The sequence below is a fragment of the Gordonia aquimaris genome (assembly GCF_026262595.1).
GTDB lineage: Bacteria > Actinomycetota > Actinomycetes > Mycobacteriales > Mycobacteriaceae > Gordonia > Gordonia tangerina.
The window spans coordinates 62,940-75,839 of record NZ_JAPKFM010000028.1 but is presented as its reverse complement, the minus strand read 5'-3'; the positions used below and the strand labels follow the sequence as shown (position 1 = coordinate 75,839).

The window sequence follows — 12,900 nt, the reverse complement described above, 5'->3', positions numbered from 1 at the left end:
TGCCAAGTGCACGGTGCCGGTGGGTAATCCGACGGGTGTGCGTAGTGCGGAGCGGGCGGTGTATGCCAATCCGGAGTTCGCGCAGCCGTGGGATGACATTCCGAAGAAGGATCCGGACAAGTTGAATCTGAACCCGTTGGCGCGACAGCTGGCGGCGTTGCTCGGGGTCCGGTCGAAGTGATGCCCCGCGGTGGTGCCCGATGCGCAAAGTGTCTTGCGTCACAGAGGTATTCGCGGATGGTTGGGGCTCTGTCCGTAGCCGGGGAGGGGTGATTTGCACCGGCCGCAAACCTGTGTGTAACGTGGTGTTCACCAACGCGGGGTGGAGCAGCTCGGTAGCTCGCTGGGCTCATAACCCAGAGGTCGCAGGTTCAAATCCTGTCCCCGCTACCACCACGCAAGCCCCGCCCGGGACCACCCGGGCGGGGCTTGTTTCATGTCGCAGGGCGGGCCGTGGGCCGCAATCGTGAGCGAACCGCCGGCCGCAGAGAACCCTCCGGTGGCAGTCGAGGGAGACGATTTTCGACTGCGGCGGTGAATGTGTACAGTGGTGTCCGCAACGCGGGGTGGAGCAGCTCGGTAGCTCGCTGGGCTCATAACCCAGAGGTCGCAGGTTCAAATCCTGTCCCCGCTACCACCAGAAGAACCCCGTCCGGCAACGCCGGGCGGGGTTCTTCTTCGTACCGGCACCCCCGCGTCAGTGGGTGTCCTCGAGCACCGCTTTGATGCGGCGCAGATCCTTCCTGTTGGCCCATCGGATCGCCGGACCCATCAGCAATGCGACCGCGGCGCCGAAGCCGGTTGGCTGCCCGCGATTGCGCAGAGTCATCCGGGTGGCGTCGGTCGCCAGCGGCTCCCAGCTGTAGGTGGTCTCCATCGCGAACGGACCGTCGGCGGTGCGCATCACGAACCTGTGGTCGCCGACCATCTCCACCACCTCGTAGGTGTATTCGAGCCGGCGACCGAGGAAGTGCGCGACGAAGGAGATTCTCGACCCGACCGCCAACGGGGGAGGGGTGAGCAGCCGCGACGATTCGATATTGGCGTACCAGTGGGTCGCGTTGGTCGGGTCCCGCGCGTAGGCCGCGACCTCGGCAACCGGGCGACCGATGGTGATCTCGGTGCTGACGTCGACCATTGCACACCTGCCAATCGATACCTGCCCGAAGCCCCGCCCGTGCTCATCATGACAGTCCACGGGTGCGACGATGGTGGAGTGCAGATAACCACCGAGCAGCAGTTGCGCGACATCGTCGGCCAACCGCATCAGAAGGTCATCGACAAGGTCCGCGCCGCCCTGCACCCGGTACACGTCGAGTGGTTGGCGGCATGTCCGATGGTCTTCCTGGCCACCTCCGATGCATCCGGCCGGATGGATGTGTCTCCGAAGGGAGACCCGGCCGGGAAAGTCGTGCACATTCTCGACCAGGGACGCGTCGCAATACCGGAGCGGCCCGGAAACCGCCGCGTCGACGGCTATCTGAACGTCCTGCAGAATCCGCACGTCGGTCTGGTCGCGCTGATCCCCGGTCGAGGGGACACGCTGCGGATCAACGGGACCGCCCGCATCGTCGACGACGGTGACTATTTCGATGCGTTGGCGGTGCAGGGGGTACGGCCGCTGCTGGCGCTGGAGGTCGACGTCGAGGAAGTGTTCTTCCACTGCGCCAAGGCGTTTCTCCGGTCCAACCTGTGGCGTCCGGACACGTGGGAGCCTGATGCGTTGCCGAGTACGGCCAAGATCACCAAGGCGTTGATGCCCGACCTCGACGAGGACGAACTCGAGAAGGCGTACGCGGAACCCGAGTTCCGCAAGTGGTTGTACTGAGTCGACCGCTATTGAGTCGATCGGTACTGAACTGACCGCTGCCTTCCGCCGCACCACTGCGACCGTTGGGCGCCCACTCAGCAATCCAACGTCGTGGCAACGACCACATCGATAGGGTCGTAGTCGACCACGGCACGGTTACGGCGGCCGACAACTCGGAGAGGGATGCGACGGCGATGGGGCATTACAGCGACGCGTTCGCGCGGGCACGCGACGATCAGGACGGCTTCTGGCTCGACGCCGCACAGGCAGTCGAGTGGGTGAACCCACCGACCCGCGCCCTCGACGACTCGGACGCACCGTTCTACCGGTGGTATCCCGATGCCACCCTCAACACCTCCTACAACGCGCTCGACCGGCATGTCGCGGCCGGGCACGGCGACCGCACCGCGATGATCTGGGACTCGGCGATGGTGGGGACGGTGCGTACCTATACCTATGCCGAGCTCCTCGACGAGGTGTCGCGGTTTGCCGGAGTGCTCGCGGCCAGCGGCGTCGCGGCGGGCAATCGCGTGGTGATCTATCTGCCGATGATCCCCGAGGCGGCCATTGCGATGCTCGCCTGCGCGCGCGTGGGTGCGGTGCATTCGGTGGTGTTCGGCGGATTCGCCGCACCCGAGCTGGCAGCACGCATCGACGACGCCGAACCCGTCGCCATCGTGACGGCGTCGGGCGGCCTGGAACCCGGACGCACGGTCGAGTACCTACCGATGGTGGCCAAGGCCCTCGAACTCTGCGCCTCGCCACCGGCGACGGTGATCGTCAAGGACCGCGAGGAGGTCGCGGGCAGCGCGGCCGACCACGACGGCTGGCTGGACTGGGACGCCCAGATGGCCGATGCCGAACCGACGGGCCCGACAACGGTGGCGGCGACCGACCCGCTCTACATCCTGTACACGTCGGGCACCACCGGAAGACCGAAGGGCGTGGTCCGCGACAACGGGGGCCACGCGGTCGCGCTGACCTGGTCGATGCGCAACATCTACGACATCGGTGCCGGCGACGTGTGGTGGACCGCATCCGATGTGGGCTGGGTGGTCGGGCACTCCTACATCGTGTACGGGCCGCTGCTGGTCGGTGCGACGACCGTGATGTACGAGGGCAAGCCGGTCGGCACCCCGGACGCCGGCGCATTCTGGCGGGTCATCGCCGACCACCAGGTCGCCGCACTGTTCACCGCGCCCACTGCGATCCGGGCCATCCGCAAGGCCGATCCGGACGCCGCCGAACTCGCCAAGTACGACACCTCCACGCTGCGGACGCTGTTCGCTGCCGGGGAGCGTCTGGACCCGGACACCTTCGAGTGGGCCACCGCGACCCTCGGGGTCCCGGTGGTCGACCACTGGTGGCAGACCGAAACCGGGTGGGCGATCGCCGCGAACCTGCGTGGCCTGGAGCCGATGCCGATCAAGGCCGGATCGCCGACGGTGCCCGTGCCCGGTTATCGGGTCGGCATCGTCGACGCCGGTGGGACGAAGCTGGGGCCCGGGGCGGAAGGCAACATCGTCATCGAACTACCGCTACCGCCGGGAACCCTGGCCGGCCTGTGGCACGACGAGGAACGATTCCACAAGTCTTATCTCGCCGCGTTCGACGGGTACTACCTCACCGGTGATTCCGGGTACGTCGACGCCGATGGCTACGTCTTTGTCCTCGGTCGCTCCGACGACGTCATCAACGTTGCCGGACACCGATTGTCGACCGGCAGCATCGAAGCGGTCGTCGCCTCGCATCCGGCCGTGGCCGAATGCGCCGTCATCGGCATCCACGACGACCTCAAGGGGCAACGGCCCAGCGGATATGTCGTACTCAAGGCCGGCGTCGAGATCGAATCCGACACCCTACGCAGCGAGCTGGTCGCCATGGTGCGCAACGAGATCGGGGCCGTCGCAACCTTCCGGGACGTGACCGTGGTGCCCGCCCTGCCGAAGACCCGCTCGGGCAAGATCCTGCGCAAGACGATGCGTCAGATCGCCGACCACGAGGAGTACACCGTGCCGTCGACGATCGAGGACCCCGACGTCTTGGCCGATCTCGCCAAGCAACTCGGCGGCTGAGCCGCGATTCAGGGCGCGAGACGACAGCAGCGTTCTCGGTACCTGTGCGACGTCGGTCAGAACCAGTTGGGTCGATCGGGCGGATGACTGGCGGTGGACGGTAGGGTGTCGGTCGGGTGATGGATCTCGCCCGGACCCGATCGTCGTGGACGACGGGCCCGAACCGCCGCCGCCGGCTGATAGTTCCTGGTCCGACAGACGGATGGGGCTGATGCATGGGTTCTGATCACATCTCGGGTGACACTTCACCCAACGAACTGCCGGCCGACACGCACGCCGAGTTACCAACAGATCCGGACACCGTTCGACCGCTGCATCTGCGGCCGACGGCGATTCTCTGGGTTCTGCTCGGCGGTGCCTGCGGAACGGGATTGCGCTACTGGGTCGAAGACCTGTTGCTCCACCACGACACCGGATGGCCATGGGGGACGTTCGCGGTCAACCTGATCGGGGCGTTCGCGCTCGGGGCCCTCCTCGAGGGGCTGGCGCGGTCCGGTGAGGACGCCGGTTGGCGTCGCCGGTGGCGGCTGCTGCTGGGCACGGGGTTCTGTGGCTCCTTCACCACCTACAGCAGCTTCGCATTGGAGATGTCGCTGCTGTCGCATCGCGGAGCGGTTCCACTGGCGATGGGATACGGACTGGCGAGCGTCGTCGCCGGCATCGTGTGCGCCTGGGCGGGAATCGCGGTGGCCGGAGCGGCACTGCATCGACAGACAGGGGAGGTGTCGTGATCGTCCTGGCCGTGATGGCCGCCGGGGCGCTGGGCGCGGGTGCGCGATTCGTCCTCGACGGCGCGGTCAAGAGCCGGCGGGCGACGACCTTTCCGTGGGCGACCCTGGCGATCAACGTCAGCGGCTCGTTCCTGCTGGGGCTGATCGCCGGCGCCGTCATGTTCGGCACCCTCGATTCGGATGTGCAAGCGGTGGTCGGTACCGGATTCTGTGGTGGATTCACGACTTTCAGCACGGCGAGCTTCGAAACCGTTCGGCTGGCGGAGAAACGGCGGTCGCTGTCGGCCGCCGCCAACGCCCTGGCCTCGGTCGTGGGCAGCGCGGTGGCATGCGCCGCGGGTCTGGTACTGGCGTCGGCGGTGTGATCACCGCGGCGAGTGAGAGGGATGGCGATGAGCGACGATGACGTCGACTACGGACTGCGGCCCGGGGATGCGCCACTGCGCAGACGAATCCGAGGGCCCGCCGCGAGGCGTCCCGCGCAGGCGAGTCTGGTGATCGGGTGGGACCGGTCGCCGACCAGCACGGCTGCCGTGCGCTATGCGGTGGATCTGGCCCGTAGGCTCGATGCACATGTCCATGTGGTGCATGTGGTCGACATCGACGACACACCAATCGATCCGGACGCCCCGGACTGGGGTGATCAGCTGCGGGCGACGTTGATGTCCGACGCCGCCGAGGCCAAGGATTTGCTCGACGGTCTCGCAGCGTCGTGGACCTACCACAGTGGTCACGGCGACCCGGCGCAGCTGCTGGCCACCGTTGCCGATCGCTACAGCGCGCTGATGGTCGTCGTCGGGAGCCCACGAGGCGGATTGCTGTCATATCTGGATTCCCTGGTGGGGCAGTCGGTGTCGCAGCAGCTGATCGGTAACCGGAAGACGCCGCTGTTGGTGGTGCCCGCCGACGTCGAATCGTGACGAACGAGCGAGCAGGTGGCGCGCTCGGACCAGTTGTGGCGCAGGTGGTCTCGATACGCCCTCTCGCCTAGCGGCTCGAGGACTACTCGACCAGCGGTTTGATGGTCCTCGATCGGCGGAGGGGGCCTCGACCAGCGCAGGGGGCCTCCACCGGCCGAGCGAGGGGGCCTCGACCAGCCGAGGGAGGGGGCCTCGACCAGCTGAGTGAGGGGCTTCGACCGGCGGAGGGGGGCCTCGACCGGCGGAGTGAGGGGGCCTCAACTGCCGGAGGGAAGGCTACTCGACCACCGGAGGGCGGCCCGGGACGTTCGTCGTTACTTCAGCTCGGCGCTGCTCTTGTTGAGCACGCGACGGGCGATGATGAGCTGCTGGATCTGCTGGGTGCCCTCGAAGATGTCGAGGATCTTCGAGTCGCGAGCCCACTTCTCCACCAGCAGCCGCTCCGAATAGCCCAGTGTGCCGGTCAGTTCCACCACTTTGTTGGTGATGTCGGTGCCGGTGCGCCCGGCCTTGGCCTTGGACATCGATGCCTCGAGCGAATTCGGTTCTTTGTTGTCGGCCATCCAGGCAGCCCGCATCGTGTGCAGGTATGCGGCCTCGAAATCCGACTCCATCCGAATGAACTCGGCAGCGGCGGCGTGCTGATCGGCGGCAGGGCGGTCGTAGTCAATCTGCACGCCGGCCTCCTCCAGGATGCGACGCAGCTCCTCGAGGGCCGCACGCGCGACGCCGACCGCCATACCCGCGACCATCGGCCGCGTGTTGTCGAAGGTCTGCATGACACCGCCGAAGCCCTTCTTGGTGTCGACCTCCGGTGAGCCGAGCAGGTTGTCCTTGGGGATGCGGCAGTTCTCGAACCGGATCACCGCGGTATCCGAGACTCGGATACCGAGTTTGTGTTCGAGGCGCACCACCTCGACGCCCGGGTGCTCGCGCGGTACGACGAAGCTCTTGATGGCTGCACGTCCGAGGCTCTTGTCGACCGAGGCCCACACCACGATGTGGGTGGCGCGGGATCCGGCGGTGACGAAGATCTTCTCTCCGTTGAGTACGTACTCGTCGCCGTCGAGGGTGGCCGTGGTCGACACGGCTGCGGAGTCGGAACCGAAGCTCGGCTCGGTGATGGCCATGGCGGCCCACACCTTGCCGAAGCTCTTGAGCTGTTCATCTGTGGCCACGGCGGCGATCGCGGCGTTGCCCAGGCCCTGATACGGGATGGTCAGCATCAGGCCGACATCGCCCCACGATGTCTCCATCGTGTTGATGACCGACTGCATGTTGCCGCCGTTGACCACCGCACCCTCGGGGCGGGGCTTGTCCGACTTCTGCTGGCTGCGTCCGCCGTCGGCGCCTGCGCCTGCCTGGCCTGCCTCGGCAAGGCCGTCGTAGAGGCTGGCCAAGGTGTCGAGCTCGACCGGGTAATCGTGCTCGCGCAGATCGTATTTCCGCGAGATCGGACGGAAGATCTCCGCCGCGGCCTGATGGGCCTGATCGATCGTCGCGTTCAGTTTCTTGGGGAGTTCGAGGTTGATGCTCATAGTGGTTTCCTCACCGAATCCGTCGCGCCCTTACAGGACGACGATGCCCTCGCCGATGCCGGCGCCCCGCAGGTCGCGGTACCAGCGTTCCACCGGGTGCTCCTTGGTGAAGCCGTGACCGCCCAGGAGCTGGACGCCGTCGAGTCCGATCTGCAGACCCTTGTCGATCGTCAGCTTGCGGGCCAGTGCCGCCTCGCGGGCGAACGACAGGCCCTGCTCGGCGCGGGCGGCGCCACGCAGGGTGACCAGACGGATCGAATCGACCTCGGTGGCGATGTTGGCGACCATGAAGGCGACGGCCTGCCGGTTGGAGATCGGCTCGCCGAATGCCTCGCGCTCGTTCACGTAGGGGATCACGTAGTCGAGTACTGCCTTCGCGGTGCCGGCGGCCAGCGCCGACCAGCCCAGACGCGACAGCCGCACCACATCGCGGTAGGCCGAGAACGCGGCCTCACCGTCGGCCCCACCCAGCAGCGCGGACTCGGGGACGGCCACATCCTGCAACAGCAGTCGACCCATGCCGGCCGCACGCACACCCATTCCCGGGTCGGCTTCGACGATCAGGCCCTTGGTGCCGGACTCGACGATGAACAGCGCCGGACGACCGCCGAGCTGTGCACCCACGATGAACAGTTCCGATGAGCCGGCCGCCGGGACGAATGACTTGACGCCGTTGAGGCGGTACCCGCTGGGTACGCGGGTGGCCTTGGTGCCCAAATCGAAGGCGTCGAACAACGGCTTCGGTTCGGCGATCACGACCGACGACTGCGGTACGTCCTCACCGGCGAAGTCGGGCAGGTAGGTGCGCTGCTGCTCGTCGGTGCCGAAATTCGTCAGTGTGGTGGCCACACCGCTCGGCGCGAGCAGCGGCAGTGCCAGCCCCATGTCGCCGTAGGCCATCGCCTCGGACACCAGTGCGTTGGTGACCACGCCGCGCTCGGAGGCGGCGCCCTCGAACTCCTCGGGCACGTTGATCATGGTGATGCCGAGCTCTGCCGAACGCTTGAGGATGTCCTCGGGCGCCGCGGCTGCGTTGTCGGCGTCGTACGCGGCCGGTCGCAGGATCTCGGTGGCGAACTCCCGAACGGTCTCGGCGATCATCTGCTGCTCGTCGTCGGGGGTGAGGTTGAAGTACCCCTTCGGCGAGGTGGTCAGCCGCTTGGCCTGACCCGAACCGCCCTGCGCCGCCTGGAACGCGCGGTTGGCCGCGCCCAGCGTCTGGAAGCCGGTCTTGGTGCCCTGGTAGGCGATACGGTTGAGGGGCTCGCGGATCTTGTACTTCTCGGCGAACTCCGACCCGGTGACCGTCGTCAGCACGCGCATTGCGGTGCCGATGAAATTGCGTGGATGCGGGTTCTTTCCGACGGCGGACGTATCGCGGGGTTCGGTATGCCGCGCTTCGGTTTGTGAGGTCATGGTTCACCAGCCTGTTCTCGGGCGGTCGGGGTCGTGCCGGGTGTGGCGTCGGCCCCTATCTTACTCGATAGTAAGTACAGACCTTACTCCTCGGTAAGTAACTTGTCACGCACTACTCTGGTCGGGTGACTGTTCGCCCCGGCTGTTCGTCCCTCGGGTATCGTTTCGCGCCCCCACTGCCGCAGGGGGACGAAGCGATACCCGGGGGACGAACTGAGGCCGGCGGGGGTCGGGGGACCGCCGTCGCGGTTGCGGCGGTCGGGGTCGCGGCGATGGGGGCAGCCGTCGCGGTGTCGCCGACGACTCTGTCGAGCGGTCCGGGAGTGTGTCCCTTCGCGCATCTGACCGGTCTGCCGTGTCCGGGCTGCGGGCTGACCCGCAGCTGGGTGGCCCTCGGACACGGAGACGTCGTCGGAGCGATCGGGTTCAACTGGTTCGGGCCGCTGTCCATGGCAGTGGCGGTGATCGTCACCGCCATCGCGCTGTGGACGGCACTCACCGGCGGTGGTGCTCTGCGGCGGGTGCAGCACGTACTGACCGGCCGGATTGCGATGTCGGTGCTCGTGGTGTGGCTGGGCTATGGACTTGTGCGAATACTCGATGCCGGATTCGGTTGGGGTCTCTTCCCTCTCGTGGTGTGACTCTGCTCGTGGTGTGACACCGACCCGCCGCGGTGACGTGACGTCGGCTGCGCAGGAGAGCAGAGTGGGATGCATGCAGATCACACACTTCGGTCATTCGTGCGTCCTGGTGGAGATCGACGACACCAAGATCCTCTTCGACCCGGGCAACTTCTCCCACGGCTTCGAGGGACTCACCGACCTCGACGCCGTCTTCATCACCCACCAACACCCCGATCATTGCGACGTCAACCGGCTGCCCGACCTGATCGCGGCCAACCCGCAGGCGGTGCGCTTCGCCGATCCGCAGACGGCCACCCAGCTCAACGAGGACAACGTCGCCGGTCCGTGGACCATCGCCAACGCCGGTTCGCACACTCAGGTCGGCCCGGTAACAGCGCGGTTCACCGGCGGTCGGCACGCAGTGATCCATCCGGAGATCCCGGTGGTCGACAACGTCGCCTACGTACTCGACACCAAGTCGATGACCGGCCGCTTCATGCATCCCGGCGACTCGTTCTACATCCCGTTCGAGAAGATCGACGTCCTCGCCCTGCCGTCCGCGGCGCCGTGGATGAAACTCAGCGAATCAGTCGACTACCTGCGTGCCATGGCCCCGCGGGTCGCGGTTCCTATCCACCAGGCCATCCTGTCCGACGCCGGTTCGGGCGTGCACTACGGCCGGCTCGCGGACATGAAGGCGGCTTCCACCGACTTCGTCGTCCTCGACGAGGAGTCGGCAACCGAACTCTGATTCGGTTGCTCCGCCCCCCGGATCTCAGCTCGGCGGTGCGAAGAACTCGAGGGCGATGTTGTCGGGGTCGCGGAACGAGATCCCCGATCCGTAGTGCGCGTGCTTGATGCCGCTGTGGGCGATCCCGAGCTCGTCGAGCCGCCGTGTCCAGGTCTCGAGATCGTCTGCCGTCACGGTGAACGCGACATGGTCGAGGCCGGGGCGGCGTTCGTCGAATGCACCATCCGGATCCGCCGATGTGTGCGTGTGCAGCCCGAAGAGCATGCCGCCGTCGAGGGCGAACACCGTGTGGTGGAAGTCGCCAGACTCCTCGTCTTCGTCGAGTACGGGGTCTGCGCCGAACAGCGACGCGTACCACCGGGTGCTGTTCGCGAGGTCGGTCACTGTGACCGCCACATGCGCGAGTGCGGGAAAAGCCATGGCGCCACTCCTTTGTGTTGCGCTGCTCTGTGCATCTCTCCCGACGTTAGGCCGCGAGTGCGGCGCGCAGAACTCCCCGAACGGACAGGATCACCCATATGCGCTATCGGGTCGTCGGCCGCAGCGCTTCCACTACGGCGCCGTGCAACGGGCCGTTGGTGGCCACGGCGCTGCCCCCGGACGGGCCGTCGGCGCCCTCGAGTGAGGTGAAGCGTCCACCCGCCTCCCGCACGATGATGTCGAGTGCGGCGAGGTCCCACAGCGAGACCTCGGGTTCGGCCGCGACGTCGACGGCGCCCTCGGCGACCAGGCAGTAGTTGTAGAAGTCGCCGTACCCGCGAACCCGCCAGACGCGGTCGGTGAGTGCGATGAACTCACCGCGTATCCCTCGCTCGGCCCACCCGGACAGGCTCGAGAACGCCAGGCTCGCCGACGACAGTTCCGAGACCGCCGACACCGACAGCCGACGCGGGAACTCTTGCCCGTCGAACACCGTGAACGCGCCCAGCCCTTCCGCAGCCCACCAACGTCGTCGCAGCGCGGGAGCCGAGACCACCCCGACCCGGGGTCGGCCGTCGATGAGCAGCGCGATGAGGGTGGCCCACACCGGCACGCCGCGGACGAAGTTCTTGGTGCCGTCGATGGGGTCCACCACCCACTGCCGACCGCGCAGTACCGCGTCGCCGCCGAACTCCTCGCCGAGGACCGCGTCGTCGGCGCGACGCGCAGCGAGGCGTTGCCGCACCATCGTCTCGCACGCCAGGTCGGCGTCGGAAACCGGCGTCAGATCGGGTTTATCGTCCACTCGCAGGTCCACGGCCCCGAAGCGTTGCATGGTCAACGCATCCGCCGAATCGGCCAACGACAACGCGAGCTCGAGATCGTCGGGGAGCTCGTGGCCGGTGGCAGCGCTGTCGTGTGGCATGCCGGTAGGGTAGCGCCACCCGGCTGCCGACCACCCAGCCGTGGACCACTCATCTGCGGACCCGGTGAACGTCCGATTTGCCCGACGCCGCCCGGTAGGCTGACGCACATGTTGCTTGCGGTCGGTTTCACGGTGGTCATCGCGGCCGTTCTGGTGGCGCTCGTTGTGCAGTGGCAGCGTGGCCGCAGCCCGCAAGGGCTGTCGGGTGCGCGCGCGGCGCAGTTCGTGCAGGGCACCTTCACGGTGACCGGCGTGAGTGAGCGTCCGGACCAAGGGGACGCCAAAGGAGAGCGGTTCTGCACCGTGTCCGGCACGATCGTAGGTCCGCAGACCGAGCCCGCCGAGGTCTACGGGACGCTGGTGCTCGGTGACGCGGATCCGTGGCCGCAGATCGGTGCGGACCTACCAGTGGTGTACAAGCCCGGCAAGGCGACCTCGTCGTGGCGGTTCGGCGAACTGCCCCCCGCCGATCCGGCGCAGGACCCGGGTCCGATGCCGAACGCCTGAGCGGTTCGGGACAGATCGAGGGCGGGGGGCAGCCCGGCCGGGTTTCGCGACGGTAGTCTTGATGACCGTGCATCCCGACGTAACCGCAGACCTCGAATCCATCGGCACCATCTTGACCACGGTCGAGAAGGTGCTCGACCTCGACGAGCTGCGCCGTCGGATCGACGAGCTGGAGATGCAGGCCTCCGATCCAGACCTGTGGAACGACCAGGACCACGCGCAGCGGGTGACCAGCGAGCTCTCGCACGCCCAAACGGAGTATCGACGGGTCACCGAGTTGCGTCAGCGGCTCGACGACCTGCCGGTGCACTACGAGCTGGCGGAGGCCGAGGAGGGTGACGACCAGACCGCCGCGCTGGCCGATGCGGACGCCGAGCGGGCGTCACTGAAGGCCGACGTCGAGGCCATGGAGGTCAAGACAATGCTGGCCGGCGAGTACGACCAACGTGACGCGTTGGTCAACATCCGATCTGGTGCCGGTGGCGTCGACGCGGCGGACTGGGCGCAGATGCTGATGCGGATGTACATCCGCTGGGCCGAGAAGCACAACTACGGAGTGGAGGTCTACGACACCTCCTACGCCGAAGAAGCCGGCATCAAGAGCGCCACCTTCACGGTGAAGGCGCCGTACATGTATGGCACGCTCTCGGTCGAGCAGGGCACCCACCGGCTGGTGCGCATCAGCCCGTTCGACAACCAGGGCCGCCGGCAGACGTCATTCGCCGAGGTCGAGGTGCTCCCCGTGGTCGAGACGACCGACCACATCGACGTCGACGAGAACGACGTGAAGGTCGACGTGTATCGCTCCTCGGGCCCCGGTGGTCAGTCTGTCAACACCACCGACTCCGCGGTCCGGCTGACCCACATACCCACCGGCATCGTCGTAACCTGTCAGAACGAGAAGAGTCAGCTGCAGAACAAGGCGTCGGCCATGCGCGTGCTGCAGGCCAAACTTCTCGAACGTAAGCGCCAGGAGGAGCGCGCAGAACTCGATGCGCTCAAGGGCGACGGTGGCTCGAGCTGGGGGAATCAGATGCGTTCGTACGTGTTGCACCCGTATCAGATGGTGAAGGACCTGCGCACCAACGTGGAGGACAACAACCCCACCGCCATCCTCGACGGGGAGATCGACAAGTTCATCGAAGCCGGTATCCGCTGGCGTATGGCTGCTGCCGACGCCTGAC

The 12,900-nt window shown here is 66.9% G+C and carries 14 protein-coding genes, 2 tRNA genes, 1 pseudogene and 1 riboswitch; of the genes and pseudogenes, 12 read left to right on the top strand and 5 right to left on the bottom strand.

Annotated features, from left to right (window positions below):
• From OSB52_RS20985 to OSB52_RS20975, 3 genes and pseudogenes are all read left to right on the top strand, one after another.
• Window positions 1–181, top strand: a pseudogene (locus tag OSB52_RS20985) (mammalian cell entry protein); the annotation flags it as partial.
• Window positions 182–316: 135 nt separating this feature from the next.
• A tRNA-Met gene (locus OSB52_RS20980) sits at window positions 317–393 on the top strand.
• A gap of 167 nt (window positions 394–560) precedes the next feature.
• A tRNA-Met gene (locus OSB52_RS20975) sits at window positions 561–637 on the top strand.
• 60 nt (window positions 638–697) lie between these two features.
• Here the strand turns inward: OSB52_RS20975 and OSB52_RS20970 are convergent.
• Entirely contained in the window at window positions 698–1,138 is a 441-nt protein-coding gene (locus OSB52_RS20970) for an SRPBCC family protein (RefSeq protein ID WP_266063398.1), read from the bottom strand.
• Between the two features lie 78 nt (window positions 1,139–1,216).
• Between OSB52_RS20970 and OSB52_RS20965 the strand changes: the two genes are divergently transcribed.
• The 5 genes from OSB52_RS20965 to OSB52_RS20945 all read left to right on the top strand — a co-directional run bounded on the left by OSB52_RS20965 (window position 1,217) and on the right by OSB52_RS20945 (window position 5,536).
• Complete coding sequence (locus OSB52_RS20965) at window positions 1,217–1,828, top strand: MSMEG_1061 family FMN-dependent PPOX-type flavoprotein (protein WP_266063397.1); 612 nt, start codon at window positions 1,217–1,219, stop codon at window positions 1,826–1,828.
• Between the two features lie 65 nt (window positions 1,829–1,893).
• A complete protein-coding gene (locus tag OSB52_RS20960; RefSeq protein ID WP_372512460.1) occupies window positions 1,894–3,885 on the top strand; it encodes a propionyl-CoA synthetase in 1,992 nt (663 codons plus the stop codon).
• Window positions 3,886–3,991: 106 nt separating this feature from the next.
• Window positions 3,992–4,081, top strand: a riboswitch (Fluoride riboswitch).
• A gap of 19 nt (window positions 4,082–4,100) precedes the next feature.
• Window positions 4,101–4,616 (top strand): fluoride efflux transporter CrcB, encoded by a 516-nt coding sequence (gene crcB / locus OSB52_RS20955; RefSeq protein ID WP_266063395.1) that lies wholly within the window; start codon window positions 4,101–4,103, stop codon window positions 4,614–4,616.
• Window positions 4,613–4,981: a fluoride efflux transporter CrcB gene (gene crcB, locus OSB52_RS20950; RefSeq protein ID WP_266063394.1), complete on the top strand. Its 369-nt coding sequence runs from the start codon at window positions 4,613–4,615 to the stop codon at window positions 4,979–4,981. The genes crcB (OSB52_RS20955) and crcB (OSB52_RS20950) overlap by 4 nt, the downstream gene beginning before the upstream one ends.
• A 27-nt stretch (window positions 4,982–5,008) precedes the next feature.
• Complete coding sequence (locus tag OSB52_RS20945; protein WP_235724566.1) at window positions 5,009–5,536, top strand: universal stress protein; 528 nt, start codon at window positions 5,009–5,011, stop codon at window positions 5,534–5,536.
• 314 nt (window positions 5,537–5,850) lie between these two features.
• Here the strand turns inward: OSB52_RS20945 and OSB52_RS20940 are convergent, their stop codons facing one another.
• On the bottom strand, window positions 5,851–7,074 hold the full coding sequence (locus tag OSB52_RS20940; protein ID WP_235724565.1) for an acyl-CoA dehydrogenase family protein: 1,224 nt from the start codon (window positions 7,072–7,074) through the stop codon (window positions 5,851–5,853).
• Window positions 7,075–7,104: 30 nt separating this feature from the next.
• Window positions 7,105–8,490 carry an acyl-CoA dehydrogenase family protein gene (locus OSB52_RS20935; RefSeq protein ID WP_266063393.1) on the bottom strand — a complete coding sequence of 462 codons (1,386 nt, stop codon included), beginning with the start codon at window positions 8,488–8,490 and terminating at the stop codon, window positions 7,105–7,107.
• A 272-nt stretch (window positions 8,491–8,762) separates the two neighbouring features.
• Between OSB52_RS20935 and OSB52_RS20930 the strand changes: the two genes are divergently transcribed.
• Window positions 8,763–9,131, top strand: a complete 369-nt coding sequence (locus OSB52_RS20930; protein ID WP_235724563.1) for a DUF2752 domain-containing protein — start codon at window positions 8,763–8,765, stop codon at window positions 9,129–9,131.
• Window positions 9,132–9,204: 73 nt separating this feature from the next.
• Window positions 9,205–9,864, top strand: a complete 660-nt coding sequence (locus tag OSB52_RS20925; protein WP_235724562.1) for an MBL fold metallo-hydrolase — start codon at window positions 9,205–9,207, stop codon at window positions 9,862–9,864.
• 24 nt (window positions 9,865–9,888) lie between these two features.
• On the opposite strand, the gene OSB52_RS20920 is transcribed toward OSB52_RS20925, so the two are convergent.
• Together OSB52_RS20920 and hisN are read right to left on the bottom strand one after the other, a co-directional pair.
• Entirely contained in the window at window positions 9,889–10,284 is a 396-nt protein-coding gene (locus OSB52_RS20920; RefSeq protein WP_266063392.1) for a VOC family protein, read from the bottom strand.
• A 103-nt stretch (window positions 10,285–10,387) separates the two neighbouring features.
• Window positions 10,388–11,209, bottom strand: a complete 822-nt coding sequence (gene hisN, locus OSB52_RS20915) for a histidinol-phosphatase (RefSeq protein WP_266063391.1) — start codon at window positions 11,207–11,209, stop codon at window positions 10,388–10,390.
• Window positions 11,210–11,317: 108 nt separating this feature from the next.
• On the opposite strand from hisN, the gene OSB52_RS20910 reads away from it, so the two are divergent.
• Both OSB52_RS20910 and prfB read left to right on the top strand, forming a co-directional pair.
• Entirely contained in the window at window positions 11,318–11,716 is a 399-nt protein-coding gene (locus tag OSB52_RS20910) for a hypothetical protein (RefSeq protein WP_235724559.1), read from the top strand.
• Window positions 11,717–11,783: 67 nt separating this feature from the next.
• Window positions 11,784–12,899: a peptide chain release factor 2 gene (gene prfB, locus OSB52_RS20905; protein ID WP_235724623.1), complete on the top strand. Its 1,116-nt coding sequence runs from the start codon at window positions 11,784–11,786 to the stop codon at window positions 12,897–12,899.
• Window position 12,900: the final 1 nt, after the last annotated feature.